A 21,456-nucleotide genomic window follows, 5' to 3' on the forward strand; every position below is an offset into this window, starting at 1 on the left:
TATAGTGATGATTGAATATCCTAAACCGACTCTACCACCATATGCTTGCTAAAATAGCTTAATAACTCTTGAATCACCGTGACACGCTGCTGCGGTGTTGCCAATTTATCAGCATCCTGATAGCGAATGCCAGAAGCACCATTCATACGATAGTGCTGCCCATTTGCTTGAATTAGTTTAATAATCGCCAAAGCATCGACCGGGGTATCGGGTGCAAACTCTAATGTCATGCTATTACTATTGGCATCAATTTTATTAATTTTCAAAGGCTCGGCTTGTATGCGTAGACCATGAACCGCAAATAACTGCTTGGTCTGCTCTGGCAAAACACCAAAACGATCAATCATTTCAGTTCGAATATCAGTCAGTGCCTCTTTATCATCGGCATTACCAATACGTTTATAAAATAACAAACGCTGATGCACATCATGCAGATACTCTTCTGGTATCAGTGCCGAGCTATGCAGATTGATTTCGCTGGTTAGCGATAATGGTGTACTTAAATCAGGCTCTTTACCGGCTTTAATCGCCTTCGTTGCTCGCTCTAGCATATCCATATATAGACTGAAACCAATTGCCTGCATATTACCACTTTGCTGCTTACCAAGTATTTCCCCAGCACCGCGAATCTCTAAATCTTCACTTGCCAGCATAAAGCCTGCACCTAATGTGTTAGCACGCTCAATAGCATGCAATCGGCGCTTGGCATCTCCTTTAAGCCCCTTGATAGACGGTACAAGTAAATAGCAATAAGCTTGATGATGACTACGACCCACGCGACCACGCAGCTGATGTAATTGAGCCAAACCAAACTTATCCGCGCGCTCTATAATAATGGTATTAGCATTCGGTACATCAATACCAGTTTCGATAATGGTCGAACAAATTAGCACATTGAATTTTTTATGATAATACTGCTGCATGACTTGTTCTAGTTGACGCTCTTGCATTTGCCCATGAGCGACCCCTACTCGCGCTTCAGGCACCAGTTCACGTATGGTCTCTGCCATGCGCTCAATACTGGCCACATCGTTATGCAATAGATAAACCTGACCACCCCGCAACAGCTCACGCAAGATAGCCTCTTTCATTAAAGCATCGGTCTTCTGCATGACAAAGGTCTTAATCGCAAGACGACGGGCTGGTGGCGTGGCAATAATCGACATATCACGCATACCTGAGAGCGCCATATTGAGCGTTCTCGGGATGGGCGTCGCTGTCATCGACATACTATCAACATCAGTCTGAATCGCCTTAATACGCTCTTTATGGCGCACCCCAAAGCGATGTTCTTCGTCAACAATCATTAGACCTAGATTAGAGAACTTTACATCGGGCTGTAATAACTTATGCGTACCAATGACGATATCAACCTTGCCTGCCGCAAGGTCTGTTAGCACAGTGTCTTGATGTTTTTTACCGCCAAAGCGCGAAAGCGTTTCAATACGTACTGGCCAATCAGCAAAACGATCACGAAAATTGTCTTCATGCTGACCTGCCAGCAAAGTCGTCGGCACCAGCACCGCTACTTGATAACCAGCACTGACCGCGATGAATGCCGCGCGCATGGCTACTTCCGTTTTACCAAAACCCACATCACCACAGATGAGACGATCCATGGGCTGATTCTGCTTCATATCTTCCATGACTGCATGAATAGCATTGGCTTGATCCGGCGTTTCTTCAAAGGCAAACTGACTAGCAAACAGCTCGTATTGCGAGATATCTATTTTAAAATGAATACCGACCTTTGCCTCACGCCGTGCTTGTATATTAAGCAACTCAGCTGCGACATCATGGATTTGCTCGAGCGCTTTCTGTTTAGCTTTGTCCCATTTTCCACTACCAATCTTGTGCAATGGTGCAAGCGCGGGATCACCGCCGCTATAGCGATTAATCATTTGCAGATTGGCAACCGGCACGTAAATACTGGCATCATCAGCGTATTTTAAGTGAATAAATTCTTGCTCACCATCTCCGACATCTAAGGTTATTAAACCATTATAACGTCCAATGCCATGCTCAATATGAACGACTGGACTGCCATCAGTTATTTCAGTCACGCTTTTAACCAAGAACTCTTCTGATACACCACTTTGACGGCGGCGGCGCGTTTGCAGCACTTGCCGACCAAATAATTGTGTCTCACTAATCAGAACCAAACGTTCTGGCACATAGACGCCACGTTCAATAGGTGCAACCGTCAGCCCAACCTGTGGCAACTTTTTATTATTAAGCCCAGTGCTTTTATCGGCAGCTAAAAATGCTGCAAAACTATCATAAGCCTTGATCTCAATCTTACCCTTAAACAGCTCAATAAGAATCTCACGACGACCTGCTGTCTCAGATACTATCAATACTGGTGTTGCTGTTTGCGCTTGTAGCTCTAAAAACGCTAGCAGCTCAGTAAGTGGCTCTGCTTTTTGATGATTGACCGCCAACTGTGGCGGCTCTTGCGCACTTAAAGTCACCAATCCTTGTTGCTTATTCTGAACAAAATCTAACTGTGGTTGCTCAGATAACTGTAATGGACTCTCCAATACTGTCTCGTCAATCGCAGATGCATCATTCATTGTCGACAGTTCATTACGTGCACTGAGTATCACCCGTGGATAATGATTGAGATGCTCGTTAAGAGTATTTGACAACAAATACAGCAACTCAGGGGCGACAATAGGTTTATCAATATCGTGACGACGCTCTTCATAGCGGCGCTGGATTTGCGACCAATAATCCGCTTGTTTCTCGTTAATTAGCTCATCAGTGATGAATAGCGTATCGCTTGGCAGATAAGCAAATAAACTACTCTCTACCGTCCAATCTTTTAAATCAAAAAACAGTGGCTGATAATATTCCAGTCCGCTACTCGCAATGCCCGCCATTACATCTTTATGTAATTCGAATTTACGGCTATTGCTATTGGGGAACATGGCAGCAAAATTGGTACGAAAGGTTTCACGCCCTTCATCAAGTGGAAACTCTTTTGCGGGTAGGATCTGAAACTGTTTAATAGGCTTTGAGATATCTGGCAGTTTATGCAGTAGCGACAATGACTCTTTGCCCATACTACTATCGTTACCACTCATCATTGACTTTAAATCATCAACGGTCAATGTCCGTTGGGTCTGCGGATTAAAAAAGCGAATGGTTTCAATTTCATCGTCGAATAAATCTAGACGTAGCGGGAATGGCTGACCCATGGCAAAGATATCAATGATACTACCACGTACCGCAAATTCCCCCGGCTCAAAGACATTATCTACCGCTCGATAACCTGCTTTTGCTAATAAGCTACGTTGGGTATTGATATCAAATTGATCGCCAACACTTAAATCAAAATGCTGTCCAATTAACCAGCTTGGTGGCGCAACACGGTGCATTAATGCTTGCACAGATATCAATAGCACGCCTGACGTTGGCATATCAGTTAATAAATTGATACGCTCGCTGACAATATCTTGATGCGGTGACAACTCATCATAGGTCAGCGTCTCCCAATCAGGAAATACATGAGCATCCACGCCGCAAAACGCCAATTCTGTCTCTATTTGATTCAGCTGATTTTGGTCACGCGTCACTACGACTTTTAGACGCTCGGCAACATTCCATATAGGTGCTTGTACTAAACTTGCCAGCCATAAGCTGCTGACTGCACCGTGTACAGGTGCAAGCCAGCGGCGCTGGGCATTTTGGATAGGGAATAATTGCTGGTTAATCGGGGCAAAGGCGTCAGTCAAAGCAGTGATAGGCATAAAGGGTAAGATCAATGTTAAGAGTCAGAAAGCTATTATACGAATATTTGCGCAATTACCAAAATTTATGCCGTAACGGTTTGTCACATAGCATTATTATAAAAAATATAAAGAGCCAAACACTTTATAAAATAAAGATTTATTGCTAAGAATAGGGCTGATAAACGAAAAGACCTTAGCTTGCGAGCCAAGGTCTTTATAGGGAACTCTTCAAAAACAGACTTTGTCTTTAAATTAATGGCTTGTCACTAGCGATAATGCCGTTATTGTCTGCGTAGACAAACATACCAGAATTTAGCGTTAAATCACCAAAGCTGATTTCAAGATCGGTTTGACCTTCATCGCGGCGATTTGATTTACGCGGGATACAACCAAGCGCCATGACCCCGATGTCCATTGCTGCCATATCATCAACATCGCGAACACAGCCATATACAATGACCCCTGCCCAGCCATTATCAATAGCCGACTGTGCAATCATATCGCCTAATAGCGCACAGCGCATAGACCCGCCACCATCAACGACCAATACTTTGCCATTACCGTCTTTGTCTTTACCATCACTGTTAAGCAACGATTTGACGCGACTATTATCTTCAAAACATTTGACGGTCACAATCTCACCGCAGAATTTATCTTTACCGCCAAAACTATAAAACGATTTACCTTCGATATTAGGCAGGCATACCTGTGATTCAGGATTGGCATCTAATAAATCACAAGTTACAAAGTTTTCTTTGGTCATTGTTGCTGATTCTGGCATGGTGAGACTCCTTGTCTGTTATAGTTAAATTGTTTTGACTTATTAAACCTAAATATTACTTAGGCTATTTATTGTAGTAGTAATAAATGTAAAAGTTATCTGATTAATAGCTTAATGTTTTACACGGGTCATCGCAAGCATCTGTTTATTTTCGATAATATCAGTGGTTTTAATCGCGGGTTCGCTGCGGTATTTACTGCGATGATAGATATCATGGGCGCTCATCGCCATGGCACTAGCGACACGCTTAGCTGAAATAGGATGTAAGGATAATGACTCTGACACCAATGGCGAGATAAGCTGGAAGGCTTTTTGTCCCAGACTCTCAAGCGGGCGACCCTTATGTTTACCAAGTAGTAATGATGGACGGAAAATAACCAATTGGGCAAACCCTAATGCCATTATGGACTCTTCCGTTTCAGCCTTTACCCGATTATATAAAAAGCGACTGTCGATGTCAGCATTCATCGAGGACAATAAAAAGAAGTTTTCAACGCCTTTATCTTGGCAAAGTTTGGCAAAACCAACATTATAATCATGATCAATCTTGCGAAAAGCTTCATCACTACCCGCTTGTTTTTTGGTGGTGCCCAAGCAACTAAAAGCATCCGTTTTTCGATCAGCGCCAATGCTTGTAAAGATTTCGGCTAAGTTGTCAAAATCATTCACCTGATAAAAACGCATGCTCGCATTGATGTAGCGAGGAGGACGCCGTGCAATCACAATTAATGTGTCATAAATCTCACTCAGCTGCTTTACAAGATGTTGCCCAACCAATCCCGTTGCACCTATTACCATTGCTTTTCGCTGCATATCCTATCCATTTATAGAGTGTTGGAATACTTATGATCGTCAAAAATGTGACTTTTTAAAGCCCGTCGGTGACGCTGACCACTGTAGTATCATACCTAAATTAATCAATCATCGAGGCTATTATGCATGATTTATTGTAAGAGATTTTATCAGCAAACAGTTTCACTCAGCTCATACGCTCATTTAGACTCAAATACTCACTCAATATTATGATAAATACCTTTATAAATACCTATTAAAGGCATAAAATCCCGCTCATCCACGTAATGCCGTAACTTCTTTGAGCATTAATCATCAAACTTATTGTCCTAAGGGCGATAATTTGCTAAGATAACCGGCTTTACACGTCAACGCTGTTTAATTATTCCAAACAGTTTTGGCGCTTGCGATGATTTATTACTATCAGATACTTTAATAGTAGGCATCGACATCATGTTCGGCGAGACGGCTGCTCGTTATCGATGATGGTTAAACCCTTTATTGCAATCCACATTCATAATTTTATCTGTCTTTATCAAGGAGATTCGCGTGGCTAATACTGCACAAGCTCGTAAACGCGCCCGTCAAAACACTAAACGTCGTCAGAACTCTGCGTCACAACGCTCTATGGTTCGTACTTATTTGAAACGTGTTGACGCGGCTATCGCTGCTAAAGATTATGACGCGGCTACCGAAGCTTACAAAAAAGCGGTACCGGTTCTTGATCGTATGGCTGACAAAGGTATTCTTCATAAGAATAAAGCTGCTCGTCGTAAGAGCCGCCTAAACAAAACCATCAAAGGCTTACTAGCTTAAGATTGGTTGCGTTTAGACCGTATGATGCTTCGATAACATCATAACTAAAACCTTGTCACTGGTTCTAATACTGGGGCAAGGTTTTTTTATGACTGCTCAAAAGTAATTAATAATTTCGTAAATAGCGCTTATGTCCATTTTACTTCTGGTGGCAATAATAGCTTATTTGGATGAAAGCCAGCAGTACGGTAGGCTTCAAGCAAAGTGTGTATTGGACGTACATAAACTTCACCGCGCCAGACAAAATACGCACTTGCCTGCTCGAATGGCTTGTCATCAAACCATAAAAATACCCCTTCCATCATTTTTGGCCAATCGTTCCAATCAATCTCAATAACATCAAACATCACCGCTAAGAATGCAGATAACAAAGTGTCATGGCTGACAGCGAGCATTAGATGCCCGTGTTGCGGCTGATTTTGATAAAAAAGCGATAGAATATCGATACCGCCTTGATAAGCGTTTTTAGTGCCTTCAAGATTGCCTTGCAAGAATCGATTGATAAAATTGAGAACACCAATCTCTTTAAAGATGGGATTTGCAATATCAGGTTCGGTCACTAAGCTACCAGGCTCAACCAACAATGACTGGTGCGCGATATCACGCCGTAGTCCTGCCCCTTCTTGCATCAGCTGCGCCGTATCAAGACAGCGACCAATCGGGCTTGAGATGCTATCAACATCGAGCGAATACGGCAGATGTCCTGCCAACCAACGACCCCAAGATTTTGCCAATACACGACCTTTGGGTGTCAATGGCAACTGATAACTGGCAAAGCCATTACCATCAGAGCGCTCACGCAGGGAATGTCTGGTAAATAAAATCAGGCGCTTATCTTCAGGCAACAACCTGACCGACGACATCATACTATCAGGAAGATGTGAGGGCGCTGGTGCACTTGGATTATGACTCGCAAGCTTCTCAGCGGATAGGCTCGATGTGGTGTTATTAGGAAGTTTACTCATCACATAAGCCTATCAGATTTTTCGACAGGAATGAACCAAATATAAGTCCAATTGCAATATAATCTAAAGCAAATATATTGAGAGCAGACCCGTTAATTTTATTAGAAATAAGACGTTATGACACGGTGAAATCAAAAAAGAAATACTCATATTTATTACGTTTGACTAACCGATATCAATTACTCTATCCCATGTAAACGATAATGCCGTACTACTAACCTCATTTGGATAAGCACGCGGATTGACGATAACGCGCGTATTATGAATGTGGTAATCAAATGCTTCATGCGTATGCCCATGCACCCATAGTGCTGGTGCCCACTCTTCATACATCCAGCTTGATAAATCACTGATAAATGCGGCATTACTTGGTAGCTCAGCATACTTCTCAGAGACAGATAATGGACTGATGCTATGATGACTCATTACCACGGTTTTTTTGCCCAGTGCTTTTGCCGTTATCAACGCTTGTTTAAGCCATTGACGCTGCTTAGCATGAATCTGTATCGACATTTCAGGTGAAAACAGCTCGCTGCCGGCATAGATCTGTTTGTAGTCACGCATAAAGCGCATTGCTACTGCCCTAGTCTCTTCATTGGCTTGATATTGATAATCTGTCCAAAGCGTACAACCTAAAATGCGCACCTCTCCGATATCAATATGCTGACACTGCAAAAATCGTACGCCCTGCTTGGATTCACTATCATAATTGTCCCAAGTCGCCAGCTTTTTATCAAAATGCAGCACGTCTTCATTAAAGTACTCATGATTACCAGCGATAGTGATTAGAGGGACTTGTAATCGCGCTGCTTGCTCTTGTAGCCATGGCATACCAATATCGCTATTTGCTGTATCTCCCGCCACCAGTACGATGTCTGCGCCGGTTTTGGGAATATGCCCTATCGGATGGGATTGACGTATATAACTGTCAATATGTAAGTCACTCAAAATCTGTAATTTCATAGCAGCCAATATCATTAAATAAACATAAATAGTTTAGCACCTTTTCATCTAGGGACAAAAAGTAAAAAGACAGCGGATTAGGCTGTCTTTTTACTTTTTGACTGAAGTCTCTACTTAAAAATTTAGAGACTTTGGAGTATTAACTGTAATTTCGCTGCAGGATCTACTGCTTGAGTAATTGAGCGCCCTATCACCAAATAATCAGAGCCATCAAGTAATGCCTGTTTTGGCGTACAAATACGCTTTTGATCATCAGCATTATCATCTAGCAGACGGATACCAGGCGTAATCAGTTTAAAGTCCTGACCACATAATGCCTTTAATGCCTTTGCTTCTTGTGCTGAGCATACTACACCATCGAGACCTGCTTGCTTGGTTAATTGTGCTAAGCGGCTCACTTGTGCCTCTAAGCCGTCGGTGATGCCCGTTTGTATGAGTGCTTCATTGTCCATAGATGTTAAGACAGTCACTGCTATCAATAGCGTGTCAAAATCATTATCTAGCAAGCGCTGTTTTGCCAATGACATCGCATCGTGGCCCGCACTTGCATGAACGTTGACCATCCATATACCAAGCTCAGCGGCAGCCAATACTGCTTGTGCAGTGGTATTGGGGATATCATGAAATTTAAGGTCTAAAAAAACCTCAAATTGGCGCTGATGCAATGCTCTGACTATCTCAGGACCACAGCGGGTATACAGCTCTTTACCTACTTTCAATCGGCATAATGCCGGATCTAATTGGTCAGCTAATGCAAGAGAGGCATCCTTTGTCATATTATCTAATGCAACGATGACAGGAGAATTAATTGCGTTGTTCATTGTTATGCTTCTTTATATCAGGTTTATCAAATTATTATATTTATAATCAGCAGTGAAAATGCATATTACAAATTATTAGTAATCGCGTTTTTGCTTGGTCAAACTTGACCCATCATTCACATTGGCGTTGGGATGAGCATTGGGCATTGTCGTATCCTGTACATTGACCGCTGTTGCACCATAAACAGCTTCTTCTACAGTAGGCGCATTCGCTTGACGATCAATCACCATATTGGCTTGGGTTATCTGCTCTTGCAAATTGGTATTTGCCTTTTGTAGACGCAATATTTCCCACTTATTTTGCAAAACACGGAAAATTAGTAGTGCTAACAAGATACCTATAACGATACCAAGTATGAGGCAAAGTATCATTAGCAAGCCTAAATTCATCGTTGGTGCTTGCGAAAACAAAAGATTGACGCCAACTTCAGTATTGTTTGCCAATACCAAACCTAGCGAGTAAGCGAAGCTCAAAAATAGCAGCACTAATAATAAAATACGCATCAGACGTCTCCTTAAGTTTTTAATAGAACAGATAAATGGATAAAAACTAAGCCATACTGATTGAGATTACTACGTCATAAAAGGGTTAGTATAAATAAGAAAAATCGGCTCATACTTTAGTAGTAGATCGGTAGAATATCTTATATTACTTCAACTGGCTTATTGGCCGCCTGCTACTTTTTCGTTTACAGCTTCACGTAATGCCTTGCCTGGCTTAAAATGCGGAATTGCTTTTGCAGGTACTGGTACGCTTTCACCCGTTTTAGGATTGCGACCCATACGAGCACGGCGATGATGAAGACAAAAACTGCCAAACCCACGAACTTCTACTCGACCATCATTGGAGAGCGTATGAGTCATCAAGTTTAATATCTCGCGTACGGCGTCATCGACAACAGTATCTGTCATCGTGTCACAATTTGCACTCAGATTACTAATAAATTCGGACTTATTGATTGTTTGCTGCATTATCATACTTGCCTTGTTCATTGATAGATAAGATGATGGAAATGACTAAAATGATCACCACAGATATTATAAAATATTAGCTGACAACCACGCGATTGTTGACTAAACATCTGTTCATTTATAATGACTTGGATCTGATTTTACATCTCGTTACTCGATGTTGTAAATGATAGCGGATATTGAAGGAAATTGGAAACAAGAGTTCCTCTATCAAGGAAAAAACTGTATCAATTATCGTTAATACTAAAATTTAGCCATAAAAAAAAGCGACCGGAGTCGCTTTCTTTTATAAGATCATAACATTAGCGGTAAATAGCTTACTGCATTTGTTCTTTGATCAAGTCACCAATCGTTTTTGGTTGTACATCAGAACCAGCAGCAGTACTAGTCGTAGTTGTGCTACTTAACTCTTTAATCGCTTGACGCTCTTCAGCTTCGTCTTTCGCTTTGATAGACAGGCTGATATTACGTGTTTTACGATCAACACTGATGATTTTCGCTTCTACATCATCACCAACAGTTAGATGCTTAGTCGCATCTTCAACGCGGTCACGTTGAATCTCAGAAGCACGTAGATACGCTTCAACTTCATCAGCAAGTTCGATAGTAGCACCTTTAGCGTCTACTTCTTTTACTTTACCATTAACGATAGCACCGCGGTCATTATTGACTAGGTATTCGTTAAATGGATCTGACGTTAATTGTTTCACGCCTAGGCTGATACGATTGGCTTCTGAATCTACAGACAATACCATTGCTTCAACGGTGTCGCCTTTGTTGTAGTTACGGATAGCATCTTCGCCAGTTTCATTCCAAGAAATGTCTGACAAGTGAACTAGACCATCAATACCGCCATCTAGACCGATAAAGATACCGAAGTCAGTGATTGATTTGATCGTACCAGTGATTTTATCACCGCGCTCATGTTTCTTATCAAACTCATCCCATGGATTGGCTAGAGTTTGCTTGATACCTAAGCTGATACGACGACGTTCTTCATCGATATCAAGGATCATGACTTCAACTTCATCACCCACTTGAACAACTTTCGACGGATGGATGTTTTTGTTGGTATGATCCATCTCTGATACGTGTACTAGACCTTCAATACCTTCAGAGATTTCAGCGAAACAACCATAATCAGTCAAGTTGGTTACGCGAGCTTTAACAACGCTACCCACTGGGTATGTGCCGCCAACGTTATCCCAAGGATCAGTACCTAGTTGTTTTAGACCTAAGCTGACGCGATTGCGCTCACGATCAAATTTAAGTACTTTAACTTTAAGATCTTGACCAACTTCAACAACCTCAGATGGGTGCTTAATACGGCGCCATGCCATATCAGTGATGTGCAATAGACCATCAATACCACCAAGATCAACGAATGCACCATAATCAGTTAGGTTCTTAACGATACCTTCGATTTCGATACCTTCTTCAAGCTTGTTCAATAGCTCTTCGCGCTCAGCTGAGTTTTCAGCTTCCATAACCGCACGGCGACTAACAACAACGTTGTTACGTTTTTGATCAAGTTTGATAACTTTAAATTCTAACTCTTTACCTTCTAGATGCGTCGTATCACGGATAGGACGTACATCTACCAATGAACCTGGCAAGAAAGCGCGTACTGAACCGATATCTACAGTAAAGCCGCCTTTTACTTTGCTAGAAATAATACCTTTTACAATCTCATCATTGTCAGAGATTTTTTCAAGGAAATTCCAAGTTTCAACGCGTTTGGCTTTTTCACGTGACAGTAAGGTTTGACCCATACCGTTATCAACCGCTTCAACCACTACGTCTACTGTATCGCCAACTTCAACTTCAAGTTCGCCTTCTTCGCTTAAAAACTCTTCACGAGCGACGATACCTTCAGATTTTAGACCCGTATCAACAGTGATCCAGTCGTTATCGATGGCGACAACAGTACCGGTGATAACCGAGCCACGCTCGATATCCAGACCTGTTTCTTCGATGCTCGCTTCAAATAGTTCAGCAAATGATTCCATTATGTCTACCTTTGTATAGCCGTATCCTGTCCAGCACAGTACGGATCAAATTTATGACTGTATAAAACGAGAATACTGGTTTTATATCCTATGCAGTCATATATAAAAACGTTTGTTGCTAATAAGCGAATGCGTCAGCAAACTCACTAGCAACAACTGTCTTATATTAAAATGCGTTATATTTTTTAAATTATGACCTTTAAACAGTAGATTCCATTATTTTCTAAAGATTACTGGCGTCTACTACTGTAATTTTATACTAAAATCAATCCTATAGGAAACCTTTTCATACTTACTACCTTGTTATTATTAGCTATTGAAGCAAATACCTTTATCCTGACAATATTGTTTTACTTGCTCATAAACCGCATCAGCATCTAAGTCAGAGCTGTCTAATAATAGCGCATCTGCTGCAGGCTTTGATGGTGCCGTTGTACGGTTTTCATCACGATCATCACGGGCTTTAATCGTTGTTAATATTGCATCAAAGTCTGCTATTTGACCTGCATTTAGTAGCTGTGTGACACGGCGCTCGGCACGCGCTTCGGCACTGGCTGTCAAAAACACCTTAACGTCAGCGTCTGGAAACACGACTGTACCCATATCACGACCATCCGCAACCAATCCTGAACGAGTTGCCATATCTTGTTGCAGCGTTAGCAATGCTCGACGAACTTTTGGAAATACTGCTATCTGTGATGCGTAACCGCCAACCGTTTCATTACGAACTTGCTCACCTACTGCATCACCATTCACGATAATATCGACACGTCCTGATGCATTGTTGGGTACAAAGGCAATCTCTAAGCTTTGAGTTAACGCTAATACAGCCATCTCATCAATGGTCTGACTTGCATCAGCAGTAATCAATCCAGCTTCAAACGCCTTAAGTCCAACGATACGATATAACGCCCCTGAATCAAGTAGCTGATACCCTAAAGCTTGTGCTAAGCGCCATGTAACTGTGCCTTTACCTGCGCCACTTGGCCCATCAATACAAATAACAGGATAACGCAATGAGGGCTTCTCACTGTTAGTATTCGCGTTAGGGTTGGCAACAGTCATAATACTCACTTAAAGTCGGCAATTTCTACAACCACATAAATAATTATAAAAGTATCAATAAAGCATTTTTCACTTACTTATCAAAGCATTATAAGAAAATCACTCTATTAACAAGTAAATAGGGCGATATTATAGCAAACAAAGCGACCTATCACTAGCAGCAAGAATCATATCTTGTTAATCACTTATCTTGCGATTGGCTTTTGCCACTTTTCTACGCTGCCGAAAAAAATCTTTGAGCATCTGGCTGCTGTGCTCACGGCACAAGCCTGCATCGACTTGCATACGATGATTATAAAAAGGCTGTTCAGCCAAGTTCATTTGACTACCAAGCATCCCTGCTCTCGGCTCATGCGCTGCATATACTAGCCTATCTACACGTGCATGAATCATCGCACCCATGCACATGGTACAGGGTTCTAAAGTCACATATAAGGTCGTCTTTAGGGGCAAGCGATAATTCTTTAAGCGTGTACAAGCATCTCTTAACGCTACGATTTCAGCATGAGCCGTCGCATCACAGCGTCCAATCGGCTCATTAAACCCCTGACCAATAATTTGCTGGTTATGTACCAACAGAGCTCCTACTGGCACCTCTTCTCTCTCAGCGCCTTGCTTGGCAAGTTTTAGTGCTTCTTTCATCCACTTGATATCCTCAACTGACCAAAATAGAGCTGTTTTAATCTGCTCACCTATCAGCGGATTACCATTAGTAAATGGACTATGTATTAGCTGGCAAGGCAATAAATTAGTGTTTAGAAAATTTTTCATTTACTGTGGTAATTGCCAGTCGATAGGCGTTTGACCATATTGCACCAGATAATCATTGGTTTTTGAAAACGGCTTAGAACCAAAAAAACCACCACGGTTAGCAGCAAGTGGTGATGGGTGTACTGCCGTCAAAATCAGATGTTTATCAGTATTGATATACTTGCCTTTTTTCTGAGCTTTACTGCCCCATAAAATAAACACAGTATGTTCAGTCTGCTCATTAATAACATCAATAACCGCATCAGTGAACTTCTCCCAGCCTTGATTTTGATGACTGTTTGGTTCGCCTTCTCTTACTGTCAAAGAGCTATTTAACAATAATACGCCTTGCTGTGCCCAATACGTTAAATCACCATGTGCTGAAGGTTTGATGCCAATATCGTCCGCCATCTCTTTCAATAAATTGTTAAGTGACGGTGGCTTTGGGATAACTTTAGGGACAGAAAAGGACAGCCCCATTGCCTGTCCAGGACGATGATAAGGATCTTGTCCTAAGATAACAACTTTCACCTGTGATAAAGGTGTCAAATTAAACGCATTAAATATCAGCTGTGCTGGGGGATAAATACCATCCTCTGACTGATAGGCTTCTTTTAAAAAAGCTCGCAAGCTATCCATATTGTCAGAAGTTAATTCTTCTGACAACGCCTGCTTCCAATCTTCTGGCAAGCGTACATTGTCGAGAATCGCTTGCTTTTGCGCGACTGTTTTTGTGGGTTGTACGTCAAATAATTCCATGATGAATCCTTTTTTATTTGTTATCAGGATGCGTTAAGGTTGATATTAACAAAATATTAGGGTTGCGTTGTCATATATATTAGCAATAAAAAAACGGTTACCGCAGTAACCGTTTTTATCATGGTGCGAAAAATAACCTAACTGGCTAATGATTCGGAGTCTGGACGTGGCTCATGAGTCTCAACAACAGTCAATATAATACGGCTATCCGCTGACCCTTTATCTGACGACTTATCAAGCTTCACAGTATCACCATCTGATGCCTCTGGCTCCAAGGTTAAATGTACAACCCCGCCATTCACCAAATCACCAAATAGAATCATGTTTGCCAGAGGCTTTTTGATTTCGTCTTGAATCAGGCGCTGCATTGGACGTGCGCCCATTAAGCGATCATAGCCTTTAGCTGCCAGATAATCACGTACCTCATCATCAATCTCTAAAGTAACTTGCTTATCGTCAAGTTGTACCTGTAACTCAACCAAGAATTTATCAACCACGGATACAACGACTGAGGTATCAAGCGGATTAAACTGGATAATAGCATCAAGACGGTTACGGAATTCCGGAGTAAACACACGCTTGAGTGACTCTGTATTGTCACGGCTATGATCTTGCTGGGTAAAGCCCATAGAAGATCGACTGATACTCTCAGCACCGACGTTGGTCGTCATGATAACAATGACCTGCTTAAAGATAGCAACCCGACCATTATTATCCGTCAATGTACCGTGATCCATCACTTGTAATAACAAGTTGAAGACATCCGGATGCGCTTTTTCGATCTCATCAAACAATAACACACAATGCGGATGCTGATTGATTTTCTCAGTCAATAGACCACCTTGATCATAACCCACATAACCTGGAGGCGCACCAATCAAACGTGAGGCAGTATGTGCTTCCATGTACTCTGACATATCAAAGCGCACCAGCTCAACACCCAACAGATTTGCCAATTGACGAGAAACTTCCGTTTTACCAACCCCTGTCGGACCAGCAAACATAAATGAGCCGATTGGCTTATCTGGTGCTTTCAGACCAGCACGAGACAGCTTAATCGCATCTGCTAGAGTCGCAATCGCTTCATCTTGCCCAAATACCAGATGCTTAAGATCACGATCTAGATGCTGAAGAATACTCTTATCATCACTAGATACTGACTTGGGCGGAATACGTGCAAGCTTGGCAACAATCGCTTCGATATCTGCTACATCAATTTTTATCGGAGCGCGCTTCCCTTTTGCTTTCTTATCAACAGACGATTTTGCACGATCATTGGCTTTCGCAACATCTGCCTCATCCTGCATTTCGTTATCACTATAAGTATCACTGTCGAGACCGTCAATATCAGCCTCAATCTGTGCATCAAACTCTTGCTCTATATCAGCAATGAAACTTTCTTCCGCTTCTATATCGTCTGCATCAGCCACGACCCCTAAACGCTTATAAGCGCCAGCCTCATCAATAACATCAATGGCCTTATCTGGCAAAAAACGCTCATGGATATGTTTCGCTGATAATTGAACGGCAGTAACCAGTGCTTCATCAGTATAGACAACATTATGGAACTCTTCGTACCGCGGTTTAAGACCACGCAAAATATCAATCGTATCATCAACACTTGGCTCTTTCACGTCGATCTTTTGGAAGCGACGCGATAAGGCATGGTCTTTTTCAAACACTTGACGGTATTCAGTAAAAGTGGTTGAACCGATACAACGCAGTTCACCATTGGCAAGTGCTGGCTTAATCAGGTTAGACACATCCATATTACTGCTCATTGATGAGCCAGCGCCAATAATCATATGAATCTCATCAATAAACAAGATAGCATTGGGTTTTTTCTTCAATGCATCTAATAGCGATTTCATACGTTTTTCAAAATCGCCGCGATATTTAGTGCCTGCGATCAATGAGCCAATATCAAGACTATAAATTACGCAACCATTGAGTGGTTTCGGGGCTTTATCATTGATAATCAACCACGCCAACCCTTCAGCAATAGAGGTTTTACCAACACCCGGTTCACCGACCAATAGTGGATTATTTTTGCGGCGGCGACACAAAACTTGCGCGGCGCGTTCAATCTCAGGACCTCGCCCAATCAATGGATCTGTTTTACCTTCAGCAGCACGCTGATTTAAATTGGTCGCAAACTCAACCAATGGATCTTTACTGGTTTTTTCTGAGGCACTACTACGGCGCTCTCCCGTCATAGAAGCACGCGGCTCAGATGGCTCATCTTTATCTTGACCGTGTGATAGATACTGAGTCAGCTCAAGACGACTGATGCCCTGTTTTTTGAGCAAATAAACCGCATAAGTATCATGTTCTGAAAACATCGACACCAGAATATCCGACCCTTCAACCAAACGACCGCCACCAATAGACTGCACATGAAAAATTGCCCGTTGTAGAATACGATCGAAGCTTTGGGTCGGCTGCGGGGATTGCTCAGTATCAGGATCGACCGTTGGAGTATGCTTATTAATATAAGCCTCAAGCTCAGTACGTAGTGCTGAGACATTTGCATTACAGGCCGTCAATGTGTTGGCAGCGTGCGTATTTTCTAAGAGTGCCAGTAAAAGATGTTCAACAGTGAGATACTCATGCGATTTTTGGCGCGCAAGTGTCATTGCTAAACGCAAAGAAACTTCAAGATGACGACTTAACATAACGACTTCCTACGGTTATACCTATCTTTATAATTGATAGCTTTATGAATGAGTTAGTAAGTAAATCAGGGCGGTAGATGGATTGTTCAAGGGCAATATGAGTATTATTAAATGACGCTGTTAAATAATGGCTTCTATGGCTTGGCTATGATCCTCACTTTTCTTTATCTCAACATGATACTCAGATATAGTCAATCTATTAACACATACTAAAATGTATCGAAGTGTCCCTAGACCATTTTTCAATGATAATATTTATTCAACAATAATAGAGCGCATGTACTAAAGCTACAGACAATTCAAGAATTTGAATAATGTAAAAAGAGAATAAATACAGGCAGTAATGAGAAAAGTGATTATATAAGAAAGTCTAAGCTAGTTTAAAAAAGAGAAGTGCAGAGCAAGTTTGTGCTTAAATAAACTTGCTCTAAAAACACTAAAAGAATATATTTTATGGAAAATATTAAAGATATATAGTTAGAACATAGTGAGTTGAAGATAAATGAGCGTCATCAAAAATTAGAGTAAGGCTTTACTCGCCTTGATGCGGTTCGATTTGGGTCAATAATGGATAGCCTTCACGATGTGCCAGACTGTTAACTTTTTTGGCCTTGGTCTCAGCAATGTCTTTAGGATAAATACCAGCAATACCTTTGCTGCTATTATGAATCGTCAACATAATCTCAACGGCCGAATCCATACTATGACGAAATTCAGATTGTAAAATATAGACGACAAATTCCATCGGCGTGTAATTATCATTATACATCACCACAGCATACATAGGCGGCTTGGCGACTTCCGGCTCTGCCACCAATACATCAGCCTGTGGGGCTGTTTCACCTTCAGGCTCACCCACTTGCGCAAGACGCATGGGTATATGTGGAAAGTGCCAATCTGATGTGATTGGCGTCGCTCTTGCTATCGTTTGTTTTATCATAATTGGAATACAGATGAATCAGTAGGTTTAATGAATGGTTATCTTTAAGAGACTATAAAATCGTTAAAAATAAGGGGTAGCACTAGATATCTGGCTAGCAGCTACGACAACTAATGCTCAATAAGACTTAAGGCACAATAGGACTTTCATCGACGTCTGGCAAATCTAACAGTGATAATGGCATATTGTCAACTTTAGCACCAAGCTTCCAATCATACAGCTGCTCGACTTCTTGACCAGCGGCTTTTAGATTTAGCTTGATTTGCAATGGCTTGAAACCCGCTGGCATTGTAAAGCGACCACGTATACGCGTCACGCCTTCAATCGTGTAGCTGACGGGCTCTAATGGCACTTCTACAAAATCATCATCATCAAGCAAAGTCAGCGTTGGATTTAAACGTCTGGCTTTACCATCACTTGCGAGCATACCTATATCGAAACCATATTCAAAGGCATTTTCAGGTAAGGGTTCAATCTTTGCACCTAGTATCTGTAAAGGCATGCCGCCCTTCTCACTCACAATCTCAGCATAGAGGTCATTGAGCTGCGCTACCTGTCTATTTTCAACCATGATGGCTTGCTGGTTTTCGCGTAACTCTTTTAAGTTTGCCAAACTTATTTCTAGCTCTTGTTTAGAAGTAGCAACTTCATTGGTCGCTATTTTATGACTGACGCGTAAATCTTTTAGCTCTTGGAGCGACTCTTTGCTGGTAATGACTGCTTGCTGGGTTTCATTTTGCATTGAATAATAGCCACGTTGATAACCAAGTTTGTGACCAAATACTAATGCGACAATTGCTGTCACCAATATCGCAATCACAAATAACGCTAACACCAATGTGGAAGCGCCCTGCTGCGAGCGAGCAATCCTGTAATGCTTCACAACACTACGCTGAGTTTCAGTATTCAGAAATGAACAATGTAAGCTACGCTCCAATTGATACGAAACAGAGTCTTGGCACGATGGGCGTGCTGGCGGTGAGCAAAAGCGTAGTACACTCTTAAAACGCATTTAGGCAGTATCTCTTAACAGGAAAGGCAAGTTATTATAGCGGAATTTATAATCAATACCTAGTATCATAAATGAGGATAATTTAATCACAACTAAACATCTGTTAAGGAACGATGGGCGCAAAATTTAAACCAAGAGACTCATCCAGTCCAAACATGACATTCATGTTTTGCACTGCTTGCCCAGCTGCCCCTTTGACTAAATTGTCTTGTACGACAATGACAGTTAATTCGGCACGCTCATTGTCTTGGTGAACAGCAATACGCAATCGATTGCTAGCACGTACACTACGGGTATCGGGATACAGACCTTTTGGCATAACATCTATAAATTGTTCTGATGCATAGCTTTGCTCAAATACTTGTTGCCAATCCACTAAAGCACCTGCATCGGTCAGCTCCATATGAATAGAGCTCAACATACCGCGTATCATCGGTACCAGATGCGGCAAAAAACGAATACGATGGTTAAAGTGACTGTCTAGTAACTGGGCAACACCTTGCTCAATCTCTGGCAAATGGCGATGACCTTCAACGCTATATGCCTTAAAATTGTCTGTGCTTTCTGCATAATTCAGTGCAAGACTGGCTTGGCGACCAGCGCCAGAAACACCAGATTTGGCATCGATAACAATGCGTGATTCAATCAACTGTTTAGATTGCTTATTTTGCGCGTCAATTATCGGCTTTAAACCTAAGATAGCCGTAGTCGGATAGCAACCAGGGTTACCAACCACCAATGCCTCAGCAATTTTGGCGCGATTGACTTCAGGCAAGCCGTAGACGGCAGCTTTTAATAACTCAGGACAAGCGTGTGGTTGTTGATACCAGTGCTCAAATTCGCTCAATGACTGCAAACGAAAATCTGCCGCCAAATCAATGACTTTTACCCCAGCTTGAGTCAAAGCCTCTGCTTGCTTCATTGCAACGCCATGCGGCGTGGCAAAAAATACCACATCACATTTTTGCAACGTCGCTAGCGTCTCGTCCCCTAGATCACTAAACACAATATCTGAGATACCGCGTAAACTTGGGAATATCTCATCAGCGCGAGTGCCCGCTTCACTACGCGAGGTTAACAAATCAATAGACACTTCAGGATGGGCAGATAATAGACGTATCAACTCAATACCTGTATAACCTGTGCCACCGACAATCGCTGCTGAAATCATAAGATATCCTTTTCTGCTACTTTACTATTACTTAATAAATATCAGATATAAACTCAGTCAAATAACTAAGAATATATCTCAAATCGTACTTTTTAAATTTTATAATCATGTACTGCATCGATGAACACTTTGGCATTGTCAGGATTAACCCACTGGGTAATACCATGACCTAGGTTTGCCACATAACCGGTCTTTTCACCGTTAGCATAAGCACTATCGAGCATCGCATTGACTTCAGCACGGATAGTTGCTGGAGAGCCGTACAAAGTTGCTGGGTCTAAATTACCCTGAATGGCTTTGCTACTTTGTAGTTTTTTATGGTGCTTGGTTAACTGACGCTGACTTTCGGTCAAAACTTGACGGGCACGATCAATCGGCATCGTCCAGTCTAAACCCAATGCATCCGCCTCACTATCCGCTTGAATATCAAGCCATAGCCCACCACCTTTAGTAAATAATACTACCGGTATTTCAGGATGACGTACCTTTAGCTCAGCGACAATACGCTTATTATAAGCATGTGAGAAATCAATGAATTGACGATGACCCAGCGCGCCGCCCCAACTATCAAATATCTGTAGTATCTGTGCGCCTGCCACGACTTGGGCATCGAGGTAATCAATCACTGACGTTGCTAACTTATCTAACAATTGATGTAAAAAATCAGGATTGCTATACAAAAAGCCTTTGGTATAGCGATAATCTTTTGAGCTACCACCTTCAATCATATAAGTGGCTAATGTCCAAGGACTACCAGAAAAGCCAAATAACGGCACTTGCCCATTGAGCGCAGTACGAATACTGGTTACCGCACGCATGACATAGTCAAGAGAATCATTAACATCGAGCACAGGCAATCTATCCAAATCAGCTTGCTGGCGAATAGGATGTTTAAACTTAGGACCTTCACCCGCTTCGAAATAGAGACCCAATCCCATGGCATCAGGAATGGTCAATATATCACTGAACAAAATAGCCGCGTCTAAATCATAACGACGTAATGGCTGTAAGGTGACTTCTGTCGCACGCGCGGTATCTTTACACAGGCTCATAAAATCACCTGCTTCAGCACGGGTCGCTTTATATTCTGGTAAATAACGACCAGCTTGACGCATCATCCAGACAGGTGTGGTATCGATCGGCTCAAAACGAAGTGCTCGTAGCAATCTATCATTTTTCAAAGGCGCAAATTTTTGCTCAAGCGAATTATTATTGTCTGAAGCACTCATGT

Annotated in this window: 18 protein-coding genes; 1 reads left to right on the plus strand and 17 read right to left on the minus strand. The window is 41.9% G+C overall.

Annotated features, from left to right (window positions below):
- Window positions 1-20: 20 nt before the first annotated feature.
- The 3 genes from mfd to PSYCG_RS08235 form a co-directional block, all read right to left on the minus strand.
- Window positions 21-3,752, minus strand: a complete 3,732-nt coding sequence (mfd, locus tag PSYCG_RS08225; RefSeq protein ID WP_020443763.1) for a transcription-repair coupling factor — start codon at window positions 3,750-3,752, stop codon at window positions 21-23.
- Window positions 3,753-3,981: 229 nt separating this feature from the next.
- Window positions 3,982-4,497 carry a ribonuclease E activity regulator RraA gene (gene rraA, locus PSYCG_RS08230; RefSeq protein WP_041772578.1) on the minus strand — a complete coding sequence of 172 codons (516 nt, stop codon included), beginning with the start codon at window positions 4,495-4,497 and terminating at the stop codon, window positions 3,982-3,984.
- Window positions 4,498-4,626: 129 nt separating this feature from the next.
- Window positions 4,627-5,328, minus strand: coding sequence for an NAD-dependent epimerase/dehydratase family protein (locus PSYCG_RS08235; protein WP_020443765.1), 702 nt, complete (start codon window positions 5,326-5,328; stop codon window positions 4,627-4,629).
- Between the two features lie 528 nt (window positions 5,329-5,856).
- Here PSYCG_RS08235 and rpsT point away from each other — a divergent pair.
- A complete protein-coding gene (gene rpsT / locus PSYCG_RS08240) occupies window positions 5,857-6,123 on the plus strand; it encodes a 30S ribosomal protein S20 (protein ID WP_011513993.1) in 267 nt (88 codons plus the stop codon).
- 128 nt (window positions 6,124-6,251) lie between these two features.
- Here the strand turns inward: rpsT and PSYCG_RS08245 are convergent, their stop codons facing one another.
- The 14 genes from PSYCG_RS08245 to hemE form a co-directional block, all read right to left on the minus strand.
- Window positions 6,252-7,088 carry a histidine phosphatase family protein gene (locus PSYCG_RS08245; protein WP_020443766.1) on the minus strand — a complete coding sequence of 279 codons (837 nt, stop codon included), beginning with the start codon at window positions 7,086-7,088 and terminating at the stop codon, window positions 6,252-6,254.
- 165 nt (window positions 7,089-7,253) lie between these two features.
- Window positions 7,254-8,051 carry a metallophosphoesterase gene (locus PSYCG_RS08250; RefSeq protein ID WP_144061767.1) on the minus strand — a complete coding sequence of 266 codons (798 nt, stop codon included), beginning with the start codon at window positions 8,049-8,051 and terminating at the stop codon, window positions 7,254-7,256.
- A 122-nt stretch (window positions 8,052-8,173) separates the two neighbouring features.
- Window positions 8,174-8,872 carry an orotidine-5'-phosphate decarboxylase gene (pyrF, locus tag PSYCG_RS08255; protein WP_020443768.1) on the minus strand — a complete coding sequence of 233 codons (699 nt, stop codon included), beginning with the start codon at window positions 8,870-8,872 and terminating at the stop codon, window positions 8,174-8,176.
- A 75-nt stretch (window positions 8,873-8,947) separates the two neighbouring features.
- Window positions 8,948-9,376: a LapA family protein gene (locus PSYCG_RS08260; protein WP_020443769.1), complete on the minus strand. Its 429-nt coding sequence runs from the start codon at window positions 9,374-9,376 to the stop codon at window positions 8,948-8,950.
- A gap of 159 nt (window positions 9,377-9,535) precedes the next feature.
- Window positions 9,536-9,844, minus strand: a complete 309-nt coding sequence (locus tag PSYCG_RS08265; protein ID WP_020443770.1) for an integration host factor subunit beta — start codon at window positions 9,842-9,844, stop codon at window positions 9,536-9,538.
- 317 nt (window positions 9,845-10,161) lie between these two features.
- A complete protein-coding gene (gene rpsA / locus PSYCG_RS08270; RefSeq protein WP_020443771.1) occupies window positions 10,162-11,853 on the minus strand; it encodes a 30S ribosomal protein S1 in 1,692 nt (563 codons plus the stop codon).
- Between the two features lie 309 nt (window positions 11,854-12,162).
- Window positions 12,163-12,918 (minus strand): (d)CMP kinase, encoded by a 756-nt coding sequence (gene cmk / locus PSYCG_RS08275; RefSeq protein WP_020443772.1) that lies wholly within the window; start codon window positions 12,916-12,918, stop codon window positions 12,163-12,165.
- Between the two features lie 177 nt (window positions 12,919-13,095).
- The gene (gene tadA, locus PSYCG_RS08280; protein WP_020443773.1) at window positions 13,096-13,689 is read right to left on the minus strand and encodes a tRNA adenosine(34) deaminase TadA; all 594 of its coding nucleotides are present in this window, start codon (window positions 13,687-13,689) and stop codon (window positions 13,096-13,098) included.
- Window positions 13,690-14,427, minus strand: coding sequence for a uracil-DNA glycosylase (locus tag PSYCG_RS08285; RefSeq protein WP_020443774.1), 738 nt, complete (start codon window positions 14,425-14,427; stop codon window positions 13,690-13,692).
- 137 nt (window positions 14,428-14,564) lie between these two features.
- A complete protein-coding gene (gene clpA / locus PSYCG_RS08290; protein ID WP_020443775.1) occupies window positions 14,565-17,102 on the minus strand; it encodes an ATP-dependent Clp protease ATP-binding subunit ClpA in 2,538 nt (845 codons plus the stop codon).
- Window positions 17,103-17,634: 532 nt separating this feature from the next.
- Complete coding sequence (locus tag PSYCG_RS08295) at window positions 17,635-18,042, minus strand: ATP-dependent Clp protease adaptor ClpS (RefSeq protein ID WP_011514003.1); 408 nt, start codon at window positions 18,040-18,042, stop codon at window positions 17,635-17,637.
- A gap of 127 nt (window positions 18,043-18,169) precedes the next feature.
- Window positions 18,170-19,054: a hypothetical protein gene (locus PSYCG_RS08300; protein ID WP_020443777.1), complete on the minus strand. Its 885-nt coding sequence runs from the start codon at window positions 19,052-19,054 to the stop codon at window positions 18,170-18,172.
- A gap of 103 nt (window positions 19,055-19,157) precedes the next feature.
- Window positions 19,158-20,225, minus strand: coding sequence for an N-acetyl-gamma-glutamyl-phosphate reductase (argC, locus tag PSYCG_RS08305; RefSeq protein ID WP_020443778.1), 1,068 nt, complete (start codon window positions 20,223-20,225; stop codon window positions 19,158-19,160).
- Window positions 20,226-20,317: 92 nt separating this feature from the next.
- Window positions 20,318-21,454 carry a uroporphyrinogen decarboxylase gene (gene hemE / locus PSYCG_RS08310; RefSeq protein ID WP_011514006.1) on the minus strand — a complete coding sequence of 379 codons (1,137 nt, stop codon included), beginning with the start codon at window positions 21,452-21,454 and terminating at the stop codon, window positions 20,318-20,320.
- Window positions 21,455-21,456: the final 2 nt, after the last annotated feature.

Origin of the sequence: Psychrobacter sp. G (genome assembly GCF_000418305.1) — a bacterium.
Lineage (GTDB): Bacteria > Pseudomonadota > Gammaproteobacteria > Pseudomonadales > Moraxellaceae > Psychrobacter > Psychrobacter cryohalolentis.